The sequence below is a fragment of the Trinickia sp. Y13 genome (assembly GCF_029522115.1).
Lineage (GTDB): Bacteria > Pseudomonadota > Gammaproteobacteria > Burkholderiales > Burkholderiaceae > Trinickia.
Genome location: NZ_JAKWFK010000004.1, coordinates 266,156 through 289,886 on the forward strand (window position 1 = coordinate 266,156; position 23,731 = coordinate 289,886).

Here is a 23,731-nt window from a genome sequence, read left to right on the forward strand (position 1 = left end):
TGCACGGTCGCGCTAAGGTGCGAGATCGCCGATCAGTTTGGCGCCCTTGCCGATGACCAATGCATGGATCGCGACGATGCGTCAGGCAGCGAGACGCAGCGCAGCGATGCGAGTTCCATCGCTTAGGGGTCAGCCTTGGGTCGACCGAAATCCTTTGCGCGCCGCCCTCTTCAGTATGTGAACCCTTGCCTCGTGTACGAGACGTCGCGCCGGCGTCCCCACCAAGGAAGGTATGCATCGCCCTCCCCGCGCGCCCTGAACCAATTTCGCTCTGCATCGATCGGGATCAACTGAGCCGGCGGTGTGACGATCACCGCGCTCAGTTGGGTGGGGTCCGTTGTGCCGGCAACCAAGACATGTCCCCCGAGATGATTCGCTCGGCCAATTGCCAATGCTATATCAGTGAGTGCAGTGCCCGCACCTGTTTCGCCGAGCAAGGCCGGCATGTTGAAGGTCTGGTTCTGGAAGTCGAAGTCGGGCAACGTTTCAGTCAATGTTTGGGCTAGCGCCCCAATGCGCTCGGATACGACATCGCTGCCCTGGCCGACGTCGTGGATGACATAACTAATGTCGGATGATTTGATGTTTGCGTTGAGGGCGGCAGCATCGATCGCGGCCTTCCAGGCTTGCACTTTGCGGGATGTACCTACTTTCGGCTCGAAGTCGTCAACGTTCGCGGTTGCCACTCGGCTGATCCAAGCTAAGGGGTCGCGCTCGGTCTTCATCTGCGGTCCTGCAAGGATGAGCAATGTCATGTTTTCGTTCATCTGCGCGTGCTCCGGTGGAAAACTGGGTGCGTCCCAGTTCATCACCCAGACGCTTTCCTTAGGATGCGATTTCAGATAATCGAGAGCGGCGTTTAACGACACGAAACCTGCGTTGGCGCCGCCGAGGGTGACGTTGACACTGGGCGGAGTGTCCTTTGACCATAGGTCGGGGAAGTGCGGATTGCCGATCGCGAAATCGGAGATGATCTGCTGCTGTAAGTACTTCGCTTCCGCTACGGCATCGAGCCGACCGGCAGGAAGCGCATACTCAATATGGATGCCGGCGAGTTCGCGCCAATTGTGCTTCCACGTCGATGCGACTGTGTAGAAGTACTTTTGGTTCATCGCATAGCGATCGCCGAAGACCTGCAGTAATTCCCTTACGTACTTGTGATGGAACTCCTCGAATGTAGCCCTACCACGACGGCCGTCCGCGATACCTGCGACGGGCTTGATTGACGTAAACCCTTCCGGATCAGTCCGCACCATGTCGTCGTTTGCATTAGGCTTGACGAGACCTAAGGTCCACAGCAGTTGCCACTCCGTCGGGTAGTCTCGACGCTGCAGCGGATTGAGCCATTCGACGCCGACCACTTGCGCAGCGAATGGTTGAGAGGTCGCTGGCGATGGCGATTCCGATTCGGCTGCTTTGGCGGCATCCATCCGAGTTGGCGTAGCTGCAGCAGTGGAAAAGCATAGAACGGCGGTGGCCAGCAAAGCAGGAAACACAAAGAGTTGGAAAATCACTTCCTTCACGCTCCATGAACGATGCGCCGATTCACCTGAAAACATCAACACCGCAACACCAAACGACGCGATAAGCATCACAAGCGCAGCAAGCCCGAAGCGGCGGCGCCAAGTAGAAATGAGTTTCATAGGACACCGTCTCGCTGATCAACGATCTTCGGCGGAATGATCGCCTCCTGGTCAGATTTGACCCAGTCCGCAAGCGAATCCCCGTTCATCCAGCCGGTTCGAAAGTACTCCGCATACGGGTAGCTGGGATCGTCCTGATCCAATTTTTTCCCGAATCGCCAATCTGCAGCGACGCGAAGGTCTGCGAGATCCCCCTCCGACAAGTAGCAAAGCCCAATCGCCACGTCATACGCCAGCGCCTTCTCCGCATGCTCGGCATTGGTCAAGATCGTCGAGTGATTCGTCGCGTTGTTGTCGACGCCCTGCCTGAGGATCGCGTTGATCTGGTCTTTGCGCCAATATTCGTACTCGACGCTTGCTCGGCTCGGGTCGTCTTCACCTACGACGTTACCGTCCTTATCCACCCAGTCAGAGCGATTCTCGCGACGAGCCAGCATCCTCAGCGCCGCATGATCCTCGTACCGCTGCGCCGCCTCGGTTTGCACCGTGCCCAGTCGTTCTCCTTGCCACGCATCGTAGGGATCGTTCGGATTCAACGGCGTGCCGTCGCTGCCCTTATCTTTGTTGAGCGCTTGAGACGGAGGATCGAAGCCCTCGTTGAAATCGCTCCGGTGCTCCCCATCCTGGACGATGGACACCGCGCCGAACCGGACCGCTTTCGGCTTGAACGGCGTCTTCAATGCAGGCGCATTGATATAGATCCGCCAATCGGGATCGGGGCTAGCATTCACCGGGATCCGCGTGAATACGTTGACCAAATACAGCACCGGCGCAGTGGCCAAAGTCATGATCTGCGGCAGCGGATTCATGCCCGCCCTCAGACCGCGATCCAACGAGAAGCGAACGGCGGGCGAAGCCGGAAACCAGAACCCTTCCTTTTTATTCTTGCCACTGCGCCAGTCGTCGTCCCAGTAGTGGTAATACACACCGGTATTGCCCACTTCGAACCCCGACGAAAACACTCGCTGGGTAAACACACCATCGGCATTCGTATCGGCACGCTCCTTGTCGCTCAACCCACGCCAGCCGATGCCTTGGACGGTCTCAGCCGATATGACTTGATCATGCGGGCAGCAATAGAGCGTGACGCGTCCGTAAGTATGTCCGTTCAACCCGTGCGCGGTGCGATCGTCGCCCGCGTTGTACGCCGCGCCACCACTTGCTGACGTCCGCGAGTTCGCCATCTCCTCATCGAGTTCCGCCGCATTCGGCTCGTGGGCCGCGCGTTCACGCAAGATCTCGAAGTAAGCTTTCAGCGTCTCGGCGCGCGCCATGTAGCTTTCTCGTCCTCTGCGGCCACCCCGATCCTTGATGCCGCGCTGCGCCCATGAATCGGTCCCGATACTCGGCACAAGGCTATACGGCGGATTGCAGAGCACATACGTATCGGCGACGCACCTGCCGCTCGCGCCAAACACGTCGGTCACCTCGGCAAGCCGGTCGCCCAGGAACGCGGCGGCCATCCCAACCATGTTTCCCTGACTATGACAAACCACTGTGATCGGCGTATCCGCCTGCTTTCGACGAATCGCTTCGATCAGCTTAGCGAGGCGCAACGCGGCGAGGACCATGTACCCGCGCGGCGGGCATTGATACACCTTCCGAGCAGGCACGGAGTTCAAATGCTGCACGGTGATCCATAGAAACAACGTGTCGTTCAGGCCTTCGTGCCAGAGATCCGGCAGACTGGAGGTGCCATTTGCGAACGGGCCGCCGCCCCAGTAGTTTTGCTCGTTCAGAAAGATGTTCGACCCGTAGCGCTTCAATTCTTCTTTATTGGCCTTGTACCCCCAACGGAAGTGGATCACTGGCGAAAACGACGCTTGCGGCTGGATGTAAGTCCCCGACCACATCTTCGGGTTGATATACCCATCCGCCGTTAAGCTCTCGATGTATTGCACCGGCGAGATTTGCCCGGCCGCAATGCCCGTATATTTAAGTTGGTCGTCTTTCCGGCCGAGCCGCGCATTCAAGCCGCGACACAGTCCCTCTTCCGACGCGGCGTACCATTCGCCGTCCGAATTCACACCATGCACGAAGATGACGATGCCGGGCAACGGCATTTGCTTCACGCAAATGAGCGGCGCATCCCGGTCGAACAACATTATTCCGCGCGTGCTGCTTACGAGTACGCGCGGTATAGTCGAAGAATCGGTCATAGATCGGTCCTCGCTTTCTTACTTCTTGTTCTTGAAGAAATTGACGACCAGCGGTTCGAAGCGCTCGCCGCGGATGCCCGCCAACTTGCCTTGCGGATCCGATTGCCCTTCGAGCAGGTCACCACTCGCCTTGAGGACCTCGCCCTCGTATCCACCAACAGGCAGACCATCCGAAGCTCGGATCAACTGAGGCACCCGTCCCGTCCAGCCCGCGTCGAACTTCGGCAGATCCGCGCTCATGCTTGCCGGACCGTCCCAGTGATGGACGGCGGACTTCACCGTGAAGCTGCCGGGGCAACCCAATTCGATGTTTTCGCCGCGCAGCTTTAGATAGGCGCCGCCAGACGTGACGAACACCACCTCGTCACTCGCCGTACCCGCGAGCTTGCCGCCTGCCGCCGTGATTTTTATGTTCTTCGCGGAATCGATTTGGGTATCGTCAGCTTGGCTTTGGAGCACGACTTTGCCGTGATTGGCAATCGCCGAGACGCCATCGGCTTGCGCAAATATGGCGAGCCCTTGACCGGCCTGCAGACTGATCTTCTGCCCGCTGGCAACCTGCACGTGTTGGCGCGCCACCTGATCGATGTTCTGCCCCGCGTAGGTAAGATGAGTCTTCGGTGTCACGTGGAGCGCGCCCGCCTGTGCGCCGAACACCATCAACGCGTGAGGACTGTCCCTGGACGAGCTGCGCTCATCCGAGCTTCCCGCTTGCCAGCCTTTGAATGCTTCCGCCAGTGCATGCTGCCCCGCTGTGTCCGTAGCCTCCCCTCCATGGCCCCCCGCATACTCCCCTAGTGACTTGAACAGTTCCACGCATTCGCCGAGCAATCGGTTCAACTCGTCGCGATCGAGCTGATGCCCTTGTGCTTTGTTGCGCGCGTACGTCGTCAGCAAGATTCCCTTGGCCGCCCGCAGCGCCGCCGCCGCGTCCGTGCGCAGTTCCGCCCCCTCGCCACGCGCCTCACCCACCCCATTCGTTCGCGGATGCGTCAAATACCCGAGATTGACTTCGCTAGCCGCATGCTCCGTCGCCAGTTGAACGCTGATCTGCCCGGGCGTATCGTCGAGCCGCAGTTGGTTGTACCTTCTGCCCTTCACCTCGCGGGTCTTCACCCCCGACACATAGCGATTGCCCGGCAGCGCGCCCGTATTGCTGAAGGTCGCCGGCATATGCGGCCCGTTGTGGAACACGCCGGCCACATACATCTTGTCGGGGTCGCCACCTAGGAAGTCGAGCAGCACCTCCATCCCTTTGCGCGGCAGCCAGTTTTCACCGAAATCCTCCCCGGCCAAGCCCGTGAGCACCCGCACCCAAGCACTGTCGTTGTGGGTGCCGCTCGCGCCCACGCAGTTCGCGTGCTCGTGGTCTTTCTCGTCCAGCCCCTGCAGTTGAACTTTGATTTGCCCCCGCTCGTTGCAATAAATCTCTTCACCCTCGGTGGTCACGACAATCCCGGGAATCGGATACACGCGCGGCAAGTCGACATGCGGATCGTAGGAAGGGATAAGCGGCATATCCCGCGGCACACCGCTGAACGTGTTTTCGTATCGGCTTTGCGCCGAATCGCCAAAGACCGTGGGCCGATCGGGCGTGTCCACCGACACCGGCGGCGCGTCGAACGACCACCGGCTCGCCGTGAACAGCGCCTGCGCCCGCTCGTTCAACGCCTTCGGCAGATTGTTCTCGGCGCGATGATGTAAGCTCGTGATCGTGATTCGAAGGGGATTTTTCGACAAACGATCGAAGGGCCCCTGCCCCGTAACTTCGATCCATTCACCCACCGCAAGGTTGCGCACGCCGCTCGCACCATCGATTCGAACCGCACGCGTGCCGTGCGACTTCACGCGCGCCGTGCCGATGCGATCGTAGTCGGCCCACGAGTCGGCGATATGCGGCGCGTCGATGCGCGAATCCATCAGCAATTGGCCGAGGTCGTTGCCCGCCTTGCCCTGGTCGACTCGCGTCACGCCGTGGATGCGGTCCATCCGACCTGGCGTGTAATCCCAACTAAAGCGTCGTATCGACCCCGGCACCAATTGCCGAGACGTACAGAGCAACGTGATCGCATCGCGCTCGCCGATGGTCGCATCGGGCCGGTACACAACCGGGCCCAGCGCCGACTGACGCAGCTTGATCGCGCTGTCATAAAGCACCAGCGTATGGGCCGTGTCGCCGGCTGCGCCCGGCTGCTTTTGCCCGCGCTCGCCCGCGCGCACGAACCAGCCGATGCCCTCTCGCCGACAGAGCCGCCGAATGAACGCAGCGTCCGACTCGTCGAACTGGACCGCCTGCTCCCGTGCGGGAAACCTCGCCGCATCGACCTTCGAGCTATCGAGAAAGAACGCGCCAGCGAGCACGGTGCTGGTTTGCCGCCACTCCGAGACAAGCGTGTGGATGACGTCCAGCGCGCTCATTTGGCGAAAGACCCGGGTATTAGTACGGCGTTCCAGGAGAGACAGCGCATCTTGAATCAGGAGTTGGTATGCCGCGAAGGACCCATCGCACTCGCCCTCGCGTGCATCGACGACGATTCCGTTGATCGCATGCACGGCGCCTTGGTCCGTTAGCAACCGAACCGATACGGGTAGGCCAATCACCGCGTTCAACGGTATGCCGGCGCTGGTCGAGAGGCACGACACGCAGCCGTTGATGCCGCCGAACAGGCTCTCGTGAATATCGACGCGCTGCGGCAGCAGCAGATCCTCGAGTTGCTCGGCGTGCTCGCGTTGCTCGCCGAACTTCAAACGGATGGCGCGCTTTCTTTGGGACCGCAGTGGGCCGAATGACGCGCGTGGGAGGCTGGGGTAGTTCACGACGTGTTCGCTCGCTCAAAGTGCTGGCGGGTGATTGAACACGTACTCGCCATGAACCGGGAGAAAGCGAAAGATTTTCAGACGAACTCACGCGTCGACGGCACGAATCGCATAGCCGAGCTTGCCGCCAACGGCATAGGTAACTGCTGACCGGAAACCCGGCGTGACCAGCGACATCACATTCGTTGAGCAACGCGAGCTCATCAAGCCGCCACACGCTCCTTGAAGGCGAACCCGCCCAATGGGAAGCGTTAACGAACCATGACCAGCAACGGCGTATAGTGCTTTCACTCCACCGCGAGCGAGGGTGCCTGCATGAACTTTCGTGAAACGATCGGGGCGCGTCGCTATTGCTTCGACGGCCTTGCCACGCTGCTTGCCAAGGCGAGCCCTCGCCGCTCCGGCGACGAACTCGCCGGCCTCGCCGCCGCCTCCGAGGAGGAGCGCGCGGCGGCTAAGATGGCGCTTGCCGCCGTGCCGCTCAAAGCATTTCTCGACGAGGCCGTCATCCCCTATGAAGAGGACGAGGTCACTCGCCTCATCGTCGACGACCACAGCGCCGACGCCTTTGCACCCGTCGCCCATCAGACCGTGGGCGAGTTCCGCGAATGGCTGTTGGCGGACACGACCGATAGCGCGACGCTCGAACGCGTCGCCGCCGGGATCACGCCCGAGATGATCGCCGCGGTGTCGAAACTAATGCGCAACCAAGATCTGATCCTCGCCGCCCGCAAGCGGCCCGTGGTCACGCGCTTCAGAAACACGGTGGGGCTGCCCGGCCATCTATCGGTGCGTCTTCAGCCGAACCACCCAACCGACGACATCAAAGGCATCGCTGCGTCGATGATCGACGGTCTGTTGTACGGCTGCGGCGATGCGGTGATCGGGATCAATCCGGCCTCCGATTCGCTCGCCGCCATTACGGCGCTGCTCAAGATGACGGATGATTTCCGCCAAGCGTACGCGGTCCCCACGCAAACCTGCGTGCTGACGCACGTAACCAATACACTCGCTGCGATCGAAGCCGGCGCGCCCGTCGACTTGATTTTTCAATCGATCGCGGGCACGGAAAGAGCGAATGCAAGCTTCGGCATCACGTTGTCGCTATTGGCCGAGGCCTATGACGCGGGCCTATCGTTGAACCGCGGCACGATCGGGAACAACGTGATGTACTTCGAGACCGGTCAAGGCAGCGCGCTATCTGCGAACGCGCATCACGGTGTCGACCAGCAGACCTGCGAGGCCAGGGCCTATGCGGTCGCCCGCAAATTCAATCCGCTCCTGACGAATACCGTCGTCGGTTTCATCGGCCCGGAGTATCTATACGATGGCAAGCAGATTATCCGCGCGGGGCTTGAAGATCACTTCTGCGGGAAGCTGCTCGGCGTGCCGATGGGCTGCGATATCTGCTACACGAATCACGCCGAAGCAGATCAGGACGACATGGACACGCTGTTGACCTTGCTCGGGACCGCCAACGTCAACTTCATCATGGGCGTGCCCGGCGCCGACGACATCATGCTCAACTACCAAAGCACTTCATTCCACGATGCACTTTATGTGCGGCGCCTGCTCGATTTGAAGCGCGCGCCGGAGTTCGAAGGCTGGCTCGAGGCAATGCAGATTACCGACGCGTTCGGCCGAATTCAGCATCAATCAGGCAATCCCTTGCGTCTCAATTGGATCGAATCATGACGGGAAAGAGCCGGGGCGCTATGAATAGGCCAATCCAAGCAGTCGAGGAAAACGCTTGGACCGCCTTGCGTCGATTCACCGACGCGCGCATCGCCCTCGGGCGCGCCGGCGCGAGCCTGCCCACCGCGCCGCTGCTTGCGTTCACGCTAGCGCACGCGCAAGCGCGAGACGCCGTGCATGCGCCACTCGAGACGCAAGCGCTGACACGCGAAATCGAAAGCCGAGCGCTCGCTTCGATCGAAGTGCACAGCGCGGCGCAATGCCGCGAACAATATTTGCGTCGCCCGGATCTCGGGCGCATGCTCGATGCGCCGAGCGCCGCACATCTCGCGCAGCACGCGGCGTCGGATCGAGGCCGGCCCGATCTGGTCTTCGTCATTGCCGACGGGCTGTCAGCCAAAGCGGCCGCATCGCACGCGCTGCCGCTGATCGACCGGACCGTCCTGCGGCTGGCGGGTTGGCACATTGGACCGATCGTGGTGGCCACGCAGGCGCGTGTAGCGATCGGCGACGCCATCGGCGAATTGATGAACGCCAATATTGTGGCCGTGCTGATCGGCGAACGGCCGGGTCTCAGCTCACCCGCTAGCCTCGGCGTTTATTTGACCTATCAGCCGCGCGTCGGACGCACCGATGCTCAGCGCAACTGCATATCGAATGTGCGACCGGAGGGGTTGGGCTATGACGCCGCAGCTTTCAAGCTCGCGCATTTGGCCGAGGCCGCGCGCGTGCGTCAACTCACAGGGATTGCGCTGAAGGACGAAAGCGTTTGGGACGGTAGCCTGCTGTCGGGGGATGGGGCCGGGGGGCCGCCTTAAATCCACTGGTCGTTCTCGACAGTACGCTCGCCCGCCGCGCCGTCGCCGGTGTTCACCACACCTCGCGGCTCGATCAGCAGCAGCTTCACTTCTGCGTTTGCAAAGGGCTTGTGCTCGACACCCTTCGGGACCACCGCCATTTGGCCGGCACGCAGCACGATCGATCCATCGCCCGAAGGCCCCCCGCGAAAATCGATACGCAACTCGCCCTCGAGCACGATGAATGTTTCGTCGGTGCCGGCATGTCGGTGCCACTGGAACTCGCCTTCTAACTTTACGACCTTAAACTGATAATCGTTCATTTCAGCGACAACGCGCGGTTGCCAGTATCCGTCGATTTGCGCGATCTTGCCGACCAGGTCGAGGGCCTGGCACTGCCCGCGCTCGGCCGGCATGGTGGTGGGGTTCGAGGATTGGGACATCGTTCTCTCCATTAAAGGGCCAATGCGTCGAGGGTACACGCGCTCTCTGCGGCCGTATTGAACGATCGTGGGCGTTTTAGCCGCGCTGGGTGCGGCCCGCGACCTGGAGCCAGCGCCCCGGCGTCAGCCCGAATGTCCTCGAGAAGTGGCGCGTCATGTGACTCTGATCGGCGAAACCGGCGGCGGCAGCGGCGTGGGCCAGCGAAGCGCCGGTAAGCAGCATGTGGCGTGCCGCATCGAGACGCCGCATCGTCAGATAACGGTATGGGCTCGTGCCGTAGAACGTACGAAAGTCGTGCGACAGGCTCCAGCGATCGCGACCTGTCGCCGCTTCCAGTTCGTCGAGCGTGACCACGCGAGCGCAGTTCGCGTGCAGATAATCGCGTGCGCGCCGCGCCGCGATGAAGTCGCCTTTCGCGCGTCGTGCGGGCGTGCCGGCAACGGCGGCAAGCGCGTGGGCCAGTTCGGCGAGCGCATCGCTCTGTTCGATCGGCTCGAGCGTATGGCCGACGTGTTGCAGCAACGTGGCGGTTGCCGCTGCAAGGCGGGAATCGGTAGTCACGCCGCCTTCTAAGAACGGCAGCGCGCGTCCGCCGAGTACGTCCTGAAAGAGCGCGGGTTCAATGTAAATCATCCTGTACCGGAACCCCTCGTCCGTACCCGCCTGGCCATCGTGAGCCTCGTCGGGATGCAGGACGATTGTGTTGCCGGGCAGGCTGTTTCGCTGACTGCGCCGATAGCTGAAACTTTGTACGCCGGCGAGCGTGCGGCCAATCGCATAGGTGTCGTGGCGGTGCATGGCATAGGCCTTGCCGTGAAACCACGCTTCGATACGCTCGACGCCTTCTATCGGCTCGGCACGCTTCACCCAGTCGGGACATAAGAGCGTTGCTTTCCGGTTCATGACGTGTGGCCTTGGATGTCCCGAGATGTCGCGCCGCGGATCGCGGCGCTTAGGTGGCGGCACGGTGCGTAGCCGCTGTCAAATTGTCGCACGGAGAGCCACGTGTGCGACGATGATGTTCCCATCAAGCAGGCAATCGCGCGGAGGTTGGCTATTCCGAAACGGCATTCGCGGCGCCGCTGTGGAGGCTCGTGATCCATGAATATGACCTTTCGGTAATCCTGCCGCGCCTCACCGGGCCAATACCGAGCGGCTCAACGGTTTATCCAAACAACCTGAGGAGCAAACGTGTTTTCCCACATCTTTGTCGGTGTTAGCGATTTCGAGCGCGCCTTGCGCTTTTACGATGCCGTGATGGGCAGTCTAGGGATCGAGCTGAGATTCTGTGACCGCGAGAGACCCTGGGCCGGTTGGCACAGTGCAGGCGAGACGCGCCCCTTCTTCGTCATATGCAAGCCGTTCAACGGGCAACCACATCATCAAGGCAATGGGCAAATGGTGGCCTTCGCCGCGGCTTCTAGGGCGGCCGTGCGCGCGTCCTACCGGGTCGCGTTGGAAAGCGGCGGAACGTGTGAAGGGCCTCCGGGGCTGCGTCCCCACTATCACGAGAACTACTACGGCGCGTATTTTCGCGACCCCGACGGAAATAAACTCTGTGTTGCCTGCCATGTCCCGACGCTTGATGACGCATGAGCGCTTTCGAACTCGCTGACGGTCCGCTTCGCGTCAGCTAGGGACAAACGAACTACCGAACCCATACCCGCGACAGGTCGCCGCTTTGCCGCATCGCTCGGCGACCCTTCTTCGCTCAACTTCAACGATGGCTCTGCCCGCTCGGGTGGCCTCTGCAGGATGGGTTTCAACAGCCCGTGAGAGGGAGCTTGTTCGTTATCTTCACTTCCCGCAGAACGGGTCCGGCGAAATTCTACGAGCAACGATGAAAAAGTGAATGATTTTTTCCGCTCGCTCCCGATAGACTGAGGCATTCATTCGCGAAACCGACGTAAGTGCAAAGAGGAGAAATATCCGTCATGAAAGCAGTCGTATTTGAGTCTTTTTGCGCACCGCCAGAACTGAAAACCGTTGCCGATCCGACTCCCCAATCGCATGGCGCCGTCATCGAGGTCAGGGCTACGGGCGTTTGCAGAAGCGACTGGCATGGCTGGGTGGGCCATGATCCGGATATCCGCCTGCCGCATGTTCCAGGGCACGAATTCGCCGGCGTCGTGCAAGCGGTTGGCAAAGATGTGAAGAAATGGAGGGTGGGAGATCGCGTCACGGTTCCGTTCGTTGCAGGCTGCGGTCTTTGCCCGCAGTGTCACTCGGGAAATCAGCAGGTATGCGATCAGCAATCCCAACCCGGCTTCACCCATTGGGGGTCATTTGCCGAATACGTTTCGATCGATCAGGCTGACCTGAACGCGGTGGAACTGCCGGAGACGCTCGATTTTGCTACGGCGGCAAGCTTGGGGTGCCGTTTCGTCACCTCGTTCCGTGCCGTTGTGGACCAAGGAAAGACGTCCGCTGGTCAATGGGTGGCTGTGCATGGTTGCGGCGGAGTGGGCCTGTCGGCCATCATGATCGCCAATGCGATCGGCGCCAATGTCATCGCCATCGATATTTCGGACGACAAGCTCGATATGGCACGTGCTTTGGGCGCCGTCGCGACCGTAAACGCTACCCAGGTTGATAACGTGGTGCAGGCGGTCCAAGAAATCACCAAGGGTGGGGCTCACGTTTCGCTGGATGCCTTGGGGCATCCAACAACCTGCTTCAATTCGATCGGCAACCTGCGCAAACGTGGCAAGCATGTCCAAGTGGGTCTCATGCTGGGAGAGCACAGCACGCCCGCGATTCCGATGAGTAAAGTCATTGCGAATGAGCTCGAGATCCTTGGTAGCCACGGCATGCAGGCTCACCGTTATGACGCCATGTTCGCAATGATGGCGTCGGGAAAGTTGCAGCCCGAGAAACTGATTGGCCGAACAATCAATCTCGCGCAATCGATCGACGCGCTCATGAACATGGACAAATTCGAGATTGCAGGCGTGACCGTTGTCACGGAGTTTTGAAGGGCCGATTGACGGAAGGTTGAAGGACGATTGCGGCTGGCCGCGTCGGACGGCGGTCGGCCAGTTTTGGTCATTCGACGTAGGCTCGTAAATCGCCGAGAATAGGCGCTCGCATCCCTCATCTTGGCAAGCGAGCAATGGAACCCACTCGAATCACCGACGCCCGGCTTCTTTCGGTTCAAGATGAACTGTCGTCCCGAGAACCGATTTTCCATCGGCCAGAGCACGGAACCGACCGTGCGGCTTTCGAGTTAATGACGGACGTCAACTTCTGGGAGGTGGGAGCGTCGGGACGTATCTACAGCCGGCCATATGTGCTGGACACCCTGGAAAAGCGATACGCTGACCCGGTCGAAGACAACTGGGAAACGCGAGACTTTTTTTGTCAGGAAATCGCGCCCGATACGTACCTGCTGACCTATACATTGTTGCAGGGCTCCCGAACGACACGGCGCGCCACGCTTTGGCGACGTTCTGTTGAAGGCTGGAAGATTCTTTTCCATCAGGGAACGATCGTTGAATCTCCGTGATGGAATCCAATGCGCCTTTCGGTCGAGATGAATGGTCGCTATCGGCAACCACGGCGGCCCGCTTCCGGGCCATGAAGGGACATTCCACGGCTGCACCCAAATCGTCGACAGTCCAGCAATTGACCAAAAGGCGGGAAGTATATGATCCGATTAGGGGACGTTTTTGGCAGAAAACGGCGGAAAGCGCCGATCGATGAAAAGCGCGTGGCGTTCTACATGGGATATGCATTTAGCCACGCGATTCATGTGCAGCATCTTCTGGCGCCCGGCGAGTTGACCGTCCCGTACGTAGTCTACTGGGATAACGAAACTCCCACACCGGTTCCATATCCCGCTGCGACGCAACACGAAGCAGTTGCAAACGCGCAGTCAGCCCGAGATCAGGCTACCTCCGGCTCGGGATGGTCGTTTGGACGAGAGGGAACCGTCACTCAGAGTAACGGTGCAAAGATGGATGTTCTCGTGATCGAGGGATGGGTGCCAGGACTGGACGTGCCGCTCGAAGTGTTCGTGTACTACAGAACCGAACCGTTCAGGCTGATTCGAGGATTCTTGTGGAAAGCCCATGCGCAGGCACGCAAAGACGGCCCATCCTTCATGGGGGAATTCAAGCGCGGTATTCTGGCGCAGCCGTTTGGCCAGCAATGCATGGAATGCATTGACAACGCGGAGCACGTCCAACTCGTGAATTGATAGTCGAACATACCGTAGCGTGACGCAGGAGGCCGAATCGCGCATAGACACAGTCCGGCCAACAAGCGCCGTTCGCCTGCGCTATCTTGTCAACAATTGGATGTCGATTCCACCGAAACAGCGGACCTTCGTGACAGAGGGATATCGAACTTTCCTCTGAGCCTATGCCGACGCTCGTCACCGACGCTGGCCGCTTAGCGTACGGAGGCCAGCTCGCATCTAAGGATGGACATTTGATCAGAAGTGCGCTCGGCGACAGGTATGCCGTCGTTCTATCATTTGGGCCAGCCCAGATCGCGAGCTGGGTTACCAGATCGACTACGCGAGGCTATCTGCGGCAAGTCGTAAAACCTGCGCGGGTGTCGCTCGGAAGCTCGGACTGTGCGCATCGGCGGCAATCATGTGAGGCGTCACGTCGTGTGCTGCCAATGCTTCAATTGATGCCCAGCGCTCGATCAAGACAAATCTATCGTCATCACCGACGACAGGATGAAGATCGTACTGAAGACAACCTTGTTCGCCACGCACAATCGGCGCTAGCTTTTCGTAAGCCGCAATTTGCTCGTGGCTTTTCCCAGGAATGGTTTGAATGGAGATAACAAGCATTACTTCGCGCTCACTATTTCGGCGGTGATGATCTGCCTTGCTCATGACGACTCCGTGCTGATGTGAAACCGACGAAAGACGAAGAGCCGCAAACGCGAAAGGCCCCGTCTTTTGCCGGCGGGGCCCTTGAAGATATGCAACGGCGAAGATTACTGCGTGCGCATCTAGGACGACCCACCATTGCCGATGGTCGTCGTTGTAATGCCGGTCACGAAAGGAATCAGTTTGCGTTGCATTTAGTTAAGGTAACTCACGCGCCGGAGACTCGTCAACTCTCAACTGAAGCCCTTCCCTGTCCTTATCTCTCCGGCGTTCTTCGAGCGGCGGTTACACCTTTGAAAGCAGCCACGGACTTTGAACGGATTCGACAGGCAGATGTGGGTCGGCCCCGGAAGTTCGGGCCAACTCGGCGACGCGCGATGGTCCGCGGGCTCCGCATTTCCGGGATCGGCCACGAACGGACGGCCAGCGTAGATGCCTGAATTGCCGACAATCTACGCTTCCGGCATCGTATAGTGCTGCTGCGTTCAAGAACAACCGCCGGCAGTCCGGCGAGGTGAAGGAGCTATGGAAGTGAGTTTTCGCCTGATAGCGCTACAGGCCGAGGCGGACCTGCGAGCACTCTCTCGCCAACATGTGAATGATTGCATCGTAACGGCACTTGAACCAACCCAGACATGGTTCCTGATTCGAACAAAGACAGATGCGGAGCGTGACTTGCTGACCGGAAACCAAACACTTTTGACGGAGTTCAAGGAAGTGTTTCGCGTCCGCGGATGCTCTGATGCTCTCGTCGCCACGCTCATGTTCACTTTCGAATCGCAGGAAACGGTTGACCGGCAACATGCTGGCAACTGGTATTGGGCGTTAAAGTAACCGCCGGGATCGACGCATGCCGTCAGCGCATTGTGGAGCGGCTAGACGGCATTGTCGGTCGGGAGGCGGCCATCTGCGGTCGTTTGCCGTTGCGTTCGGGCGGACATCCGGACGGCAGGTTTGAACCTGGTATCTCACCTAGCACTGCTCATCGATCCGCCAACGGATGACGTGGGGTCACGTAGCGAACGGCACTCTTGCCGACGGTACGCGCTAGGGCTCGCCTTCAGGCCGGATTCTCAACCGCATACGACGTCTCATCGAATTGCGGGCGCATCTCACTATGACTGTTGTACATTCCCCAAAATCCCTAAGCCCCCCGCCTTCCGCTATGACAGAGCAGCGACCTCACGAAGCCTAAGCAGTGTCCGCAGGAGACCGCTTAGCCCGAATACGCAAAGTCCTTCACAAAGTTCCCGCGTGATCAACAGGATCGAAGACTCTTGAGGACACCTTCTACTGCCGCAGTCCATGTCATGTGACGGAGCCCCTCTCGGAGTTTCAGCGAACGTTGGAATGCCGTTGCTCGGTCAGTCATCACGCGAAGAATTCGATCGGACCACACGTCGGCATCGGCTTCGAGGTCACCAGTGCTTTCAACGATTACTTCGTCGGCGAGAGATTGCGCGATTAGCCCCGCATCTGACAACGTTCTGAGCAGTAGCGCAACGCCGCTTTCCTGACTCACCAAAACGGGAACGCCGGCTGAAATTGCTTCAAACGCTACCAGCCCAAAACCTTCTGCACGCGATGGCATGAGCAGCAAAGAAGCGGCTCGCAGGTCCTCCCAAACCTCATCTCTGTTTGCACTGAATCCATGAAATCGTAACCGGTGACCACTTCCGAAATGCTCCTCGATGCTTGCTTCATCCGCGTATCCGCGAAACGTGATGATAGGTGGCTGGGTGCGCGAACCCTTAACCTTTGCGCGCATCAACCGAACCGCCTCGGCCAGCCTGTCGATACCCTTGACGAGCAAGTCATCGCCGCGACCCATGAACAAGCAAGACGCCTCCAGGAGAACTGCCGAGTCAGGCACATCGGCAAGTAGGTCCTCCGTCAGACCGGGATCCAACCTGCTGACTCGAACGGCATTGCGTACATGCGTCGTTATGTAATTGGTAAGCAAAGGACCAACTGCGACGACAAGTTTCGCCTTTCTGCTCAATTCGAGCTGCAGATTCCGCTTATCGTCTGCCCGCTCGAAGATGCGCGGATCGCCGCCCCCAAGCTTCGCACTTGCTATTTCGTCCGGATGTGTATGGACGACATGAACGTAGCCCGCCTCAATTCTCTGCGCCCAAACGCAAGCCGCGGGCCCGGTGATATGGTCATGGCCAATTACAAAGTCGATGTTTAGGCCGTTGGGCAAGTCGGGACCTAACGCCAATTGCTCGGCGACAGACATGAAATCCGGCCCCGTTCCTGGCAACAGGCGTACTCCTACGGCCTCAGCTTCACGGTCTTCTTCAGCCTTTGGGCGCGGCACGAAGCAAAAAACAGCCTGCCCGGCCAATGCTAGCCCCTTGGCAAGTTCCCGGTTGATTGTGGAGAGACCACCGTGGCCAGAGCTCCATTCTGTCGCAAAAAGCAGGAACGTGAATCGAACGTTTTCCTCTTGACTATCCTCCCGATCTATTCGCTCAAAAAAGATATCTTCAGTCGCGCCTTCGATGACAGTGGTCGCCTCGGCAATGGGCACCGCCGGCAATTCAGTGACAATGCTGGATGCGACAAGCACCACTATCCGAATCACGTCGACAGGCGCCATCCAATCAGTGCTCCGATCACGCGCGATCTTGAGGCCTTCGTCCACATAGTATTGCAGCCACGGCTGGTCTCGGTATCTGTCTCGCAGGGTGAGCAACGCGGTAATGGATGAATCAGTGCCGCGATCTGCCAACTCCTTCAGTAATCGCTGCCGCAACTGGTCTACGCTATGCAGAGGCGTAACAGTGTATGCGCCATGCTGTTCTGGCGGAGCAGGGATGTTCTCCTTCGCAAACGAATAGACTTCGACAGATTCGGCATCGCTAAGACTCTTCAAAAATGCATGAACCGAAGAAGTCCAGTAACCAATCACCGTTTGGAAGATGTCGGCGGCCAGCTTCCGATGCTCGCGGAGTAACGGCAGCATCCACGACTTAGCCGTAGCTGCCTGTCCGTCGAACATCGCATCGGCAATGCCGAGCGTCCATTCATCGGCTTCCCCCGTTTCTGTCGCCGCCTCAAGCGCTTCATCAAAAACGCGGCGAAGCGGTTCATATCCACGTTTCGCGAATAGCCTTAGCGCAGCGCTATATCGGAGCGTACCCTCGCTAGGGTGTGAAGACCACTGCGACCACATCTTATCGAGCAGTACCTCGCCTGCCCAGGGGCCCACCAAACTGGCTAGGTCGTCGACAAATTGTCCTCCTAACGCGGCAACTGCGTGGTCAATCGCTTCGACAAAATGCCCCGGCTGCCTATCAAATGCGGTCTTCAGCAGAGCCGTTCGCGCAACCACTTCCTCTTGGGTGTCGTTGGCACGAAATGCGATGGCCGGAAGAATCCACGAAACAACGCCATCGTCGATCAATCGTTCGACAGTTTCGGGTTCGTACTTGAACAGTAGCCGTACCGCGCGATACGCCGCCACCGCGGGACGATGATGCTGGTTCGGCTTAAGCCAGTTGTTGGCTAGCCGCAAGTGCTTGACGTACTGCGTAGCCATTCGCAGAGCTGCAGTGCGTTGCGATTCGTTCATCGCGTGCCATAGTACGCCTTCGTCGAGCGGTGACTTTAGCTCATTTGGCGTGCCGCTTTCGTCGACCAATAGGGCGATGTTGGCGAGCCACCAGGCGTTCTGATCTCCCGCATCAAAAGACTTGCATAGCGAATCGAACTGCTCCACCACAGTTCCGACCTTGGGTGCGTTCTTCTCTTGCCTGCGCCTTTCGTGCTCGAGTGACTGACGCATCAGTCGCGCCGTTTCAGAATCAAGCGAAATCGTGAACGCATTTGCGAGAGCCTCTGCAAGCTCGGGGATATTCTCACTTGCATCCCAGACATGCTCGACGTCGCGGATATCGTTGCACCCTCGCAACAACCAGATCACGGCCTGAAGCAACATGTCGCCAATCTGCGCTCGGACGGCGTCATCCCGCAGGTCGGAAATCAACCACTCAAGATCTTCGAGGGCAAGAATTCGGAGAGGCAGAAATCGCGAAGCCGATCCTGTCGCCCCCGTCATCTCCCGCACGATTGCATGGAAGAGCGAACGACGGCGCTCCTTCGATCCCTCACGAATCTCGACATCGAGATCGGCTGTATCGAGGTTACCTAGCGCCGGCGACCGGTCCTCGGCGTGACTGAACAATAATTTGGCGAACGCATTGAGAACCACCGGGTCATCGCAAGCGTGCCACGCACGAACGAGCGCCCGTTGAGCAGGCCCGCCGAGGGTTCCCTGAAAATAATCTGCGGGGGACCTCGAAAGCCACGAAATCGCAGCGAGCGCACCATCCCTGTCCAGTTCGGGGAAATTGAGCCGATAGAGAAAATATCTTAAGGCTCCGGTACGTTCCGGATCCCTCGGCAACGCAAGTCTTCCGAACAGTTCTCCTGCCGTCAGTACGCGAGGCCACGTCACGCTTAATGCGGCACCGCGTACCTCGTCGTCGACATCGCTTCGTCCCGCATTCAGCGTCAGCGGTAAGAGCATTCTCCGATCGTCGTCTGAACCGAGTTCGTCGACTGCATGTACCGCTAGCGCGCGTGCCTCGACGGATTCGCCTTGATTCAAGGCAATATTGGCAAACGTGCTCACTAGCTCACGGACTCGGCATGCGCGGCCAATCTCAATCGCCAGTAGAGAACTGTCTTTAGTGGCTGCTCCTCCCAGCAGATGGTCTCGTAGTTGGTCGGCGAGGTCAGGATGAAAGAGGCGAGCGAACTTTGGACCCATGTCTACGAAGCCGTACCACGCTCGTGCGGACGCGCTGGCCAACAGCGAGGCGACGATCGCCTTTCGTGCTCCATGATCGATAATCGAGACGTCGCTGCTCAAAAAGACGTCGGCATCGGCTTCAATTAGAACGTCTAGGAAATCGTGTCGCGAGGCCGCAAGCCAAGCGGCAATATCTTTCAATTGCGTCCTCAATGCAGGTTTTCCGAGAATTCGCGTCTGCAAAATCTTCAGAGCTTCATCTGGCGGCATCCCGGAAGCGTCAATCTGAAGAGCTGTGAGATATTCAGCGATCGAATGATGGAACCATCGGAGTTCATTGGGACTTGTCTGCTCCAGAAGGCCACTGCGAACCAGTGCGGAAATCAGCCATGCAGGAGCGGTCTCAGTTCCTGTATTGAGGTCTTGCATCAGCAGCGAAGTCGGCCGATGCCCCGCTGGATCGTCGCCGGTCCACAAAGTCAGCCGGTTCGAAAGCGTCATGACCGCCGCTAGTTTTGCCGCGCTGAGTATCGTGGCTTCCGGTTCTACGCCGGCGCTCCGCAGGAGAGCCGAGATCGCCGTGCGGTAAAGCTCTCGATGACTATCCGGTAGACGACCGTGCGCACGGTAGAGCTCGATCAGCAGCGTCAACGTTAAGGGTCTCCGTGCTAACGGCTCCAGAACGGTGTCGCGCTTGATTGACTCAACGAACTTGTGAGCATCAGACACCGCCGCACCGACATAACGGTCGATCTCCTCGTCGTTTAAGTCCTGCAGCACGACAACGCATGTTCCGCCCGGTGTAAAGATCGGGCTTATAACTTCGGAGATGCGTTGAGCCAGTTCTAGATTTCGCGTACTAACCTTTATTGAGAGCCAATCGAGCGGTGTATCTATCTCCGCGATTCGCCGGATGCACAGAGAGATTCTGCGGACGAGCGTTTGTGGCTGGTCCCCGCTCTCGTCGAAGCCATCGAAGTACAGATTCCACCGATTCTCCATTGACAAACTGCGTCGCTCGTTCGGCATAGGCAGTACAGCTTCGATCAAGTCTTGGTCCGTCGGGAACTGATCCAGTCGCACAAATCGCCCCAGCCCACCATCATTAAGTACGGAGGCGAACTCCCTCCGCATTAGGGTCGATTTTCCTAATCCTGCGGCGCCAACCAATATCACACAAGATATATGCCGGAGCTGGCGAATCGTCGTTACTTGCTCACTGCCGTCGAAACGAAGTCGTCGCTCAACAAGAAGATGGTGTTCCATTGAATGGATTAAGTGAGTGGATCGGTTGCCGCAGAACGTATCCGCACGCGGTATAAGCCTTTGTTACCTCGGAGATGCGTTGTCGTATCGCGCCGGCCGACGGCGGTCAAGTCACCAATGAGGTATCCGCGGAAATCATGGTCGGGGAGCCCGGGCGCTGCGCTGCATCGCATTTCGAACGGCGGGACAGGCTGGACCGCCCTCACCGCAGGGTTGTCATTGCCTCCACGTCTTTCGCCCCGGGAGACGACGCAGCGTCGGCCATAGTATGGCATGGGCGATGCTTCCTCATCGACTTGCAAATCCGGAAAGGATAGTTGGTCAGAGACGCCGGAAGCTACGCTCTTTCGCTTTGGCCGAATGACGGTTGTACCGCAGCAAGCTGACGCTACGAAATCACGAACCTGAACGTCAACAACGGGTCGCCTGCAGCCCCTCTCGGGCTGCAGGCTCTGAACGGCCATGGCGCAAACACGGGTCACCGTCGAGGGGCGTAGGTGCGGGCTGCTGTCCCCAACTGCGCTCCGCTCTCGCAGGACTGCCGGCAATCCGCAACCTGGTTCGTGGTGCTACTGGCTCGGGACGACGGCCCCGCGCCGCGCTCCTTGGTAGTAGCCCTTACGCTCCTGGAGCAATTGGATGGTCGGAAGACGGATCGGTCCCTTCGCCCATCCGATCCTCCGTGCAATCTTGCTGATCGGATCCTGCTCGGCCACCGGGTAGACGACGTTGGGGCGCACGATCAACCTTTCCTGCACACCCTTCCAATGAGGGAAGTACGGCGCATCGTTCCGCCAGTACGCCGGTGTTGGCCACTCCAGCTGCCGTTCGGCGCGTTCAATTGGGTTCGGCATCGCCGGTTCGCTTACATAACGCGTCTCCTCAACCGTCGTGAGAACGTGGGTTTCATTGCACCCCCACGAACTTGGCCCGGTCAGGCGACTGACCAGTCCCTTTGAGGTCCACTCCCGCCACTGTTCCATCTTTTCCATGTAGTTCTTGTAATGCTCCGACACGGTCCTTGGCCGAACGGGCGCCTGCACCCATTTGATGGCGCCGTCCTTGGAGAGTGTCGACAGCTTGACCCATTTCTTTCCGAAGAAGCCATCGACCTCCGTCCAGGCGTCGCCCATTCGCGCGGCGTAACGGATGTGAAGACCGTGCTCCCCTTCCGTTCGCCAGTGTCTGGGTCCCAGCTCGATTTCGCGGCGCGTTCCTGCGATGTGACCAGCGTGGAATTGTCCGGTGCTGCCGCAGATCTCACACGTTCGCGACGTGGTGAAGCGGTGCGCGATGGCCGGGTGATAGTTGGCATCGAGCCGGAGCCTCTCCACGTGCAGCCGCACGTTATTGTAGGCCAGCCAAGCATCGACCGCCTCACGGCGGGCCTTCAAGAGCCGGTCTGCCTCCTCAGTCACCCCGCGCTCGCGGGCGCTACCCGGGGCATCCGGCAGGGGCGGTCGGGCAAACACATCCTCGTCCTCAAGGGGAGGGAGGCCCTTTTGACCGCAACGCCAGCACTGGGCCTCCTCGATGTCGCGGTCGATCTCGTCATGCGCCATGGAAAAGCGGTCCTGAACGGTCCGCCAGTGTGCCTTGTGGGTTGACACGGCCTCCTGGAGGCTAGCAATGCCAGACTGGACGTTTGGCACGACGGCGCGTACAGCAAGCCTGGCGCGTGCGATGTCTTGGACTCTGGTAGCCGCCGCGAGGAGCCTCGCCCGCGCAGCCGCCTTTCGGTGAGTACGCTCGGCCTCCTGCCGCGCAAGCTCCCTTCCCGCCGCGCGCTGCGCCTCGTCGGCAATATGTTGGGCCACCGCCTCTACCCGCTCGTCGTCGACGACGTCCCAACCAGCGCCCATGTCCGCTTGTGCTTGTGCAGCCCGCGCGGCCGCGTCTTGCACCGATCGCGAGGCAACGCGGTACTCGGTCACGCCCTTGGCCTTCAGGGACGCTTCTGTGTCGCCCTTACTGAAACGACTGAAAAACCCCACCGTCCACCTCCAGACTCAGAATGGGCGCCCGAAAGTCGCGCCTTAGGGCATGAGCACAGCAAAGAACAGGAAATTCAACTCTCACTCTCGGTGTTTGTCAACGTTGTCTCGTCGCTTCACGCGCGCTGCTTTAATTCGGCTCGGGGCACACGCTCCGGATTGAGCCAGACTTCGTTCTTCAATTCCCAATCGCGAGTCGAACGCGACCAACGCTGCGGGTTGCAGGCCTTGGCCTGCGCGTAGACTGCGTCGCGTTGTGCCAACACGGCGGTGGCAACGCCACTATGACGCTGCGTCGGCGTGACGAACTTCAGGCCGCTGTGCTTGTGCTCATGGTTGTACCAGTGCACGAACTGCTGCGTCCACGCACGTGCCGTCTCCAGGCTCGCGAACGCTTTGCGCGGGTAGTCGGGCCGGTGCTTACACGTACGGAATAGCGCCTCGGCGTACGGGGTTGTCGTTGCTCACGCGCGGACGGCTGAACGAAGCCACCACGCCCAGGTTTTCCAGCGTGGCGAGCATCGTCGCGCCCTTCATCGCGCTGCCGTTGTCCGAGTGCAGCACCAGAGGACGTCCCGCCAAGCCCTCGGCCAAGCTCGTACGCCGCATGAGCAACGCGGCAAATTCGGCCGATTCGACCTCCTACACTTCGTGACCGACGATCTTGCGGCTGAACACGTCGAGCACCATGTACCAGTAGTAAAACTTGCCCTTGATCGCCGCCGGCAACCACGTAATGTCCCAAGACCACAGTTGATTCGGTGCCGTTGCACAATGGCTGGTGACGACATGCCGAGAAGGTTGGTGCGCACGCCGCCGCTTCGGCCAGTGCCTTCTCCTTGCGATGCAACTCCTTCTCGAGTTGCTTGATGCGCTGCTTGCCTTCTTTGGACTGCTGACGTTGCTCGCGCGCCTGCTCGGCAGCATTGGCGTTGGCGGCGACACACGAAGCCCGCCATGCAGCGATTTGCTCTGGATAAAGGCCCTTTCGCCGGCGATACTCGGCCAGCTCCGCAGCATTGAGCGGGGCAGTTTCTAATACAACCGCAAACTTGTCTTCCGAGGACCATCCTTCGGCATTCTTCCCGTCGCCCGGCATGGCCAATCCCTTTCCTTTCGCCTCGCGGCGCCACACGTACAACGTTTGTTCCGTGATTCCCGTCTCTTGCGCTAGCGACGATACCGGCACGTTTTTCGGCGGCATCATACGACGCACCATGGCTTCTTTTCGTTCTGCTGAGTAGGCTGTCATTCATGCCGATTCTACCGCCCCCGGACCTCGTCTAAGATTCAAGCGACACGACAACT

General features: G+C 59.4%; 15 protein-coding genes and 1 pseudogene. 7 read left to right on the top strand and 9 right to left on the bottom strand.

The window, feature by feature from the left end; translation table 11 throughout:
- Nucleotides 1-170: 170 nt before the first annotated feature.
- From MMB74_RS09785 to MMB74_RS09795, 3 genes are read right to left on the bottom strand one after another with little or no spacing between them, the layout of a single operon-like run.
- Complete coding sequence (locus tag MMB74_RS09785) at nt 171-1,643, bottom strand: virulence factor (protein WP_277428428.1); 1,473 nt, start codon at nt 1,641-1,643, stop codon at nt 171-173.
- Nucleotides 1,640-3,802 (bottom strand): DUF3274 domain-containing protein, encoded by a 2,163-nt coding sequence (locus tag MMB74_RS09790; protein WP_277428429.1) that lies wholly within the window; start codon nt 3,800-3,802, stop codon nt 1,640-1,642. The genes MMB74_RS09785 and MMB74_RS09790 overlap by 4 nt, the downstream gene beginning before the upstream one ends.
- An 18-nt stretch (nt 3,803-3,820) precedes the next feature.
- A complete protein-coding gene (locus MMB74_RS09795) occupies nt 3,821-6,550 on the bottom strand; it encodes a type VI secretion system Vgr family protein (protein ID WP_277428430.1) in 2,730 nt (909 codons plus the stop codon).
- A gap of 384 nt (nt 6,551-6,934) precedes the next feature.
- Here MMB74_RS09795 and MMB74_RS09800 point away from each other — a divergent pair, with 384 nt between their 5' ends.
- Nucleotides 6,935-8,314 (top strand): ethanolamine ammonia-lyase subunit EutB, encoded by a 1,380-nt coding sequence (locus tag MMB74_RS09800; protein WP_277428431.1) that lies wholly within the window; start codon nt 6,935-6,937, stop codon nt 8,312-8,314.
- Nucleotides 8,315-8,334: 20 nt separating this feature from the next.
- Complete coding sequence (gene eutC / locus MMB74_RS09805; RefSeq protein ID WP_277428432.1) at nt 8,335-9,132, top strand: ethanolamine ammonia-lyase subunit EutC; 798 nt, start codon at nt 8,335-8,337, stop codon at nt 9,130-9,132.
- On the opposite strand, the gene MMB74_RS09810 is transcribed toward eutC, so the two are convergent.
- Both MMB74_RS09810 and MMB74_RS09815 read right to left on the bottom strand, forming a co-directional pair.
- The gene (locus tag MMB74_RS09810) at nt 9,129-9,554 is read right to left on the bottom strand and encodes a cupin domain-containing protein (protein WP_277428433.1); all 426 of its coding nucleotides are present in this window, start codon (nt 9,552-9,554) and stop codon (nt 9,129-9,131) included. The two genes, eutC and MMB74_RS09810, sit on opposite strands and share 4 nt — an antisense overlap.
- A gap of 76 nt (nt 9,555-9,630) precedes the next feature.
- Nucleotides 9,631-10,458: an AraC family transcriptional regulator gene (locus tag MMB74_RS09815; protein WP_277428434.1), complete on the bottom strand. Its 828-nt coding sequence runs from the start codon at nt 10,456-10,458 to the stop codon at nt 9,631-9,633.
- Nucleotides 10,459-10,746: 288 nt separating this feature from the next.
- Between MMB74_RS09815 and MMB74_RS09820 the strand changes: the two genes are divergently transcribed.
- From MMB74_RS09820 to MMB74_RS09835, 4 genes are all read left to right on the top strand, one after another.
- Complete coding sequence (locus MMB74_RS09820; protein ID WP_277428435.1) at nt 10,747-11,151, top strand: VOC family protein; 405 nt, start codon at nt 10,747-10,749, stop codon at nt 11,149-11,151.
- 338 nt (nt 11,152-11,489) lie between these two features.
- Nucleotides 11,490-12,530: a zinc-dependent alcohol dehydrogenase family protein gene (locus MMB74_RS09825; protein WP_277428436.1), complete on the top strand. Its 1,041-nt coding sequence runs from the start codon at nt 11,490-11,492 to the stop codon at nt 12,528-12,530.
- Between the two features lie 137 nt (nt 12,531-12,667).
- Entirely contained in the window at nt 12,668-13,060 is a 393-nt protein-coding gene (locus MMB74_RS09830; RefSeq protein WP_277428437.1) for a DUF4440 domain-containing protein, read from the top strand.
- A gap of 141 nt (nt 13,061-13,201) precedes the next feature.
- Entirely contained in the window at nt 13,202-13,753 is a 552-nt protein-coding gene (locus MMB74_RS09835; protein ID WP_277428438.1) for a hypothetical protein, read from the top strand.
- A gap of 318 nt (nt 13,754-14,071) precedes the next feature.
- On the opposite strand, the gene MMB74_RS09840 is transcribed toward MMB74_RS09835, so the two are convergent.
- The gene (locus tag MMB74_RS09840; protein ID WP_277428439.1) at nt 14,072-14,404 is read right to left on the bottom strand and encodes a putative quinol monooxygenase; all 333 of its coding nucleotides are present in this window, start codon (nt 14,402-14,404) and stop codon (nt 14,072-14,074) included.
- Between the two features lie 522 nt (nt 14,405-14,926).
- Between MMB74_RS09840 and MMB74_RS09845 the strand changes: the two genes are divergently transcribed.
- Nucleotides 14,927-15,235 carry a hypothetical protein gene (locus tag MMB74_RS09845; RefSeq protein WP_277428440.1) on the top strand — a complete coding sequence of 103 codons (309 nt, stop codon included), beginning with the start codon at nt 14,927-14,929 and terminating at the stop codon, nt 15,233-15,235.
- A 424-nt stretch (nt 15,236-15,659) separates the two neighbouring features.
- Here MMB74_RS09845 and MMB74_RS09850 read toward each other — a convergent pair whose 3' ends face one another.
- The 3 genes and pseudogenes from MMB74_RS09850 to MMB74_RS09860 form a co-directional block, all read right to left on the bottom strand.
- Nucleotides 15,660-20,213 carry a glycosyltransferase gene (locus MMB74_RS09850; RefSeq protein ID WP_277428441.1) on the bottom strand — a complete coding sequence of 1,518 codons (4,554 nt, stop codon included), beginning with the start codon at nt 20,211-20,213 and terminating at the stop codon, nt 15,660-15,662.
- Between the two features lie 785 nt (nt 20,214-20,998).
- Nucleotides 20,999-22,423, bottom strand: coding sequence for a hypothetical protein (locus MMB74_RS09855; RefSeq protein WP_277428442.1), 1,425 nt, complete (start codon nt 22,421-22,423; stop codon nt 20,999-21,001).
- 116 nt (nt 22,424-22,539) lie between these two features.
- Nucleotides 22,540-23,675 (bottom strand): annotated as a pseudogene (locus MMB74_RS09860) (IS3 family transposase).
- Between the last annotated feature and the right edge of the window lie 56 nt (nt 23,676-23,731).

What these genes read in the sequence shown, in the direction of transcription:
- MMB74_RS09785 (WP_277428428.1), bottom strand. Translation starts at nt 1,643, where the DNA reads ATGAAACTCATTTCTACTTGGCGCCGCCGCTTCGGGCTTGCTGCGCTT.
- MMB74_RS09790 (WP_277428429.1), bottom strand. Translation starts at nt 3,802, where the DNA reads ATGACCGATTCTTCGACTATACCGCGCGTACTCGTAAGCAGCACGCGC.
- MMB74_RS09800 (WP_277428431.1), top strand. Translation starts at nt 6,935, where the DNA reads ATGAACTTTCGTGAAACGATCGGGGCGCGTCGCTATTGCTTCGACGGC.
- eutC (WP_277428432.1), top strand. Translation starts at nt 8,335, where the DNA reads ATGAATAGGCCAATCCAAGCAGTCGAGGAAAACGCTTGGACCGCCTTG.
- MMB74_RS09810 (WP_277428433.1), bottom strand. Translation starts at nt 9,554, where the DNA reads ATGTCCCAATCCTCGAACCCCACCACCATGCCGGCCGAGCGCGGGCAG.
- MMB74_RS09815 (WP_277428434.1), bottom strand. Translation starts at nt 10,458, where the DNA reads ATGAACCGGAAAGCAACGCTCTTATGTCCCGACTGGGTGAAGCGTGCC.
- MMB74_RS09825 (WP_277428436.1), top strand. Translation starts at nt 11,490, where the DNA reads ATGAAAGCAGTCGTATTTGAGTCTTTTTGCGCACCGCCAGAACTGAAA.
- MMB74_RS09830 (WP_277428437.1), top strand. Translation starts at nt 12,668, where the DNA reads ATGGAACCCACTCGAATCACCGACGCCCGGCTTCTTTCGGTTCAAGAT.
- MMB74_RS09835 (WP_277428438.1), top strand. Translation starts at nt 13,202, where the DNA reads ATGATCCGATTAGGGGACGTTTTTGGCAGAAAACGGCGGAAAGCGCCG.
- MMB74_RS09840 (WP_277428439.1), bottom strand. Translation starts at nt 14,404, where the DNA reads ATGAGCAAGGCAGATCATCACCGCCGAAATAGTGAGCGCGAAGTAATG.
- MMB74_RS09845 (WP_277428440.1), top strand. Translation starts at nt 14,927, where the DNA reads ATGGAAGTGAGTTTTCGCCTGATAGCGCTACAGGCCGAGGCGGACCTG.